Consider the following 3,578-nt stretch of genomic DNA (forward strand, 5'->3'; position numbering starts at 1 on the left):
GTGCCGTTCGGCGCCGCCTTGCTGCGGAAGCCGTAGGGCCACAACACCAGCTGGCTGTAGCTGTGGATGTCGATGTGGATGCCGCTGGTGTCGGTCGGGGCTGCGTCGTCGTAGCCCGAGCCGCGGCGGTCCGGCCAGAGGCTGCGCACATAGCTCTCGACGGTCTGGGTTTCGGGCTCGGAACCGGCCGAAGAACCGCGGAAGGTCTCGTCGCAGGGGTTGCCGCTCGAGCCTTGGCCGTTGGTCACGTTCCAGCTGTAGCTGAAGTTGCGGTTCAGGTCGGCGCCGCGGCTGTTGCTGTTGGCACCGCAGTAGTTCTTGTTGGTGTTCTTGCGCCACAGCAGGCCACCTTCAGCCTTCTTGCGGCCGTCGGGGTTGGTTTGCAGCAGCAGGTGGACCTCGTGGTGGTCGAGGATCCAGGTCGCATCGGCGTTCTTGCCGTAACCGGTCAGCAGTTGCTTGGCGAAGGCCAGCATCAGCGGCGCGGTCGTGTATTCACGGGCGTGGATCGCCGAGTTGACGAACAGCTTGGGCTTGGGCTCGCCGTTGGGGCCGGTGGTCTGCTTGTTGGTCAGCTTCAGCACACCCATGTCGTAGCCGCCGGTGCCCTGGGTCTTCTCCCAGCTGTCGCCGACGTCCGTCCAACTGGCCAGCTTCGGGTAGGTGGTGGTGAAGCCCTGGGCGGCCGCGAAGGTTTCTTCGACGGTCTCGTAGCACGGGTAGTTCGGGATCGACTCGCCGCTTTCGAGGCGTTCGGTGGCCAGCTTGGCGCCCGAGGCACCGAAGATGTTCGGGGCGCCTGCGGCGCGCAGCCGCTTGACCATCGACTCGTGCTTGGCGGTGAAGGCTTCGTCCTTGACGACACGGAACGCGAACGTCTTCAGCTTCGCGATGTCTTTATCGTTCAGCTGCAGCACCAGGTAGCCGGCCTTCCAGTTCGATTCGAGCAGTTGCTCGTGGAACGTGATGGCGGCTTTGCGGCCGGTGGCCGCATCGGGGAAGTAGGCGCGGTAGAAATTGCTGACGCTCTGTTCCTGTTGGAGCAGTTGGTCCATCTCGACAGCGTCATGGGCGCTGACGGTCTGCTGGGCAGCTGCGCTCGTGGCCAGGCCAGCAGTCGCAAAGGCCACCGACAGGGCGGTGACAAGGGGGATTCGCTTCACGGGGGGGTCTCCTGAGGCTTTGTGAACGGCTGGCACCGGTATGGCGCGCCGTCCGAACGATTGTGTGGGGCACCCCCCAAAGCCGCCACCCAGGCCCCCTTCGGTTCTAGGGGGTCGAATTCGTCAACTTTCGTCACTGCCGAAGCAGTGGCAGATCGCCTTGTTCATGCGGCGCAGCCGCATGAACAAGAAAGGCGAGGGCCGGGCCATACAGCCCAGCCTTCTTCTTACTGGATCTTCAGGAACACGGCGCTGACCGCGCCCTGGTTGCCGGCGGCGTCCTTGCCGCGCACGTAGACCAGGTGCTTGCCCTTGCTCAGGCCGGTGGTCGACAGCGTCGCACTGGCCAGCTCGGTCTTGGTGTCGAAGGCACCGTCCTTCGGCCCCAGCGCCAGCGGGGTGGCACCGGGCATCCACGGCGGCACGTCGATGTAGGCCTCGGCGGCGGCGATGTTCTGCGTCGGCTCGGTGCCCTTGCTGTTGTTGTAGCGGGTGTCGGTGACGGTGGCCGTCAGCGTCACCGGCGTGCCGGCGGGAACGCCGTTGGTGCTGAGCTTGAGCTTGGTCACGTCCGGGCCGGCCGGCGTCAGGTACGGCGTGCGCACCACCCGGGCCATGTACATCAGTGCCTGCAGGTTCTTCGGCTTGATCGTGTTCTCGTAGCTGGTGCAGCTCTGGAAGAACGAGGTGCCGATCTCGAAAGTCATCCCCGGGACGCCGAGTTCGCCATAGCTGACGTCGTCCGAGGTGCCATCGGTCGGGTACAGGCCGATCGATTGCTCCGGCGTGTAGCCGTTGAAGAACGCGAGCTTGCGGCCCAGCGTCTGCATCGCCACGCCGTTCGGCGCCACCTGCTTCACATGACCCCAGGGCCACAGCACCAGCTCGCTGTAGCTGTGCACGTCGAGGTGGATGCCGCTCGTGTCTGCCGGCGCTGCATCACCCTGGTTCGGACCACGGCGGTCCGCCCAGATGCTGCGGGCGTAGTTCTGCACAGCCTGGGTCTCGGGCTCGGATCCGGCGGACGGACCACGGTAGGTCTCGTCGCAGGCGTTGCCGCTGGAGCCGGTGCCGTGCGTGATGTTCCAGGTGAAGCTGAAGTTGCGGTTCAGGTCGGCACCGCGGTTGTTGCTGTTGGCGCCGCAGTAGTTCTTGTTGGTGTTCTTGCGCCAGAGCAGGCCGCCTTCGGCCTTCTTGCGGCCGTCAGGGTTGGTCTGCAGCATCAGGTGGACCTCGTGGTGGTCGAGGATCCAGGTCGCGTCGGCGTCCTTGCCATAGCCGGTCAGCAGCTGCTTGGCAAAGGCCAGGATCAGCGGCGCGGTGGCGTACTCGCGGGCATGCAGGCCGGAGTTGATGAACAGCTTGGGCTTGGCTTCGCCGTTCGGGCCGTGCGTGTCCTTGTTGGTCAGCTTCAGCACGGCCATGTCGTAGCCGCCGGTGCCCTGCGTCTTCTCCCAGCTCTCGCCCACAGGGGTCCAGGTGGCCAGCTTGGGGTAGGTGGTGGTGAAGCCCTGTGCGGCGGCGAAGGTTTCCTCGACCGTCTCGTAGCAGGGGTAGTTCGGGATCGACTCGCCGCTTTCCGTGCGCTGCGCGGCCAGCCGCTCACCCGAAGCACCGAACATGTTGGGCGAGCCGGCGGCGCGCAGCCGCTTGACCATCGCATCGTGCTTGGCGATGAAGGCCTCGTCCTTGACGATGCGGAACTTGAAGGCCTTCAGCTTCGTGATGTCTTGCTCGTCGAGCTGCAGCACCAGGTAGCCGCCCTTCCAGTTCGACTCCAGGATCTGTTCGTGGAAGGTGACGGCGGCTTTGTGGCCGGTCTCGATGTCGGGGAAGTAGGCGCGGTAGAAATTGTCGACGCGTTGCTCTTGTTCCAGCAACTGGTCGATCTCAGCGGCGTCGTGCGCGCTGGTGACCTGCTGAGCGATGGCACTGGTGGCCAGGCCGAGCGTGGCGAATGCGACCGACAGAGCGGCGGCGAGAGGAAGTCGCTTCACAGGGTCTCCTTGACGTTGTGACAGCGGCACCGAAGTGGGCCACTTTGAGCGGCCGATTGTGTGGGGCGCCCTCGCGGGCCGCCACACGGCCCTCGTCAACATTCGTCAAGCGCTGAAGTGTCCCTTGTGCTGTTCGCGCAGTAGATTTTTTTGCACTTTTCCCATCGTGTTACGTGGCAGTTCATGGACCACGAACACTTGCTTCGGCACCTTGAAGCCGGCAATGCGGTTTTTCAGTGCGGCGACCAGCGCGGCGCCATCGACATTTGTGCCGGYACGCGGCACGACGACCGCCAACACGCCCTCGCCGAAGTCCGGGTGCGGCACGCCGATCACTGCGCTCTCCAACACGCCGGGCAGTTCGTTCAAGAAACCCTCCACCTCGGCGGGGTAGACGTTGTAGCCGCCGGTGATGATC

At 64.9% G+C, this 3,578-nt stretch carries 3 protein-coding genes; all 3 read right to left on the reverse strand.

Annotated features, from left to right (window positions below; genetic code table 11):
* Positions 1-1,163: M14 family zinc carboxypeptidase (locus AC1DYI_RS29655; RefSeq protein ID WP_477207709.1), on the reverse strand; the 1,163-nt coding region annotated here is incomplete at its 3' end.
* Positions 1,164-1,390: 227 nt separating this feature from the next.
* A complete protein-coding gene (locus AC1DYI_RS29660; protein ID WP_477207710.1) occupies positions 1,391-3,160 on the reverse strand; it encodes a M14 family metallopeptidase in 1,770 nt (589 codons plus the stop codon).
* 105 nt (positions 3,161-3,265) lie between these two features.
* The coding region (locus AC1DYI_RS29665) for an AMP-binding enzyme (protein ID WP_477207711.1) at positions 3,266-3,578 on the reverse strand (313 nt) is incomplete at its 5' end.

This window comes from Ideonella sp. P3_A4, from assembly GCF_056403075.1.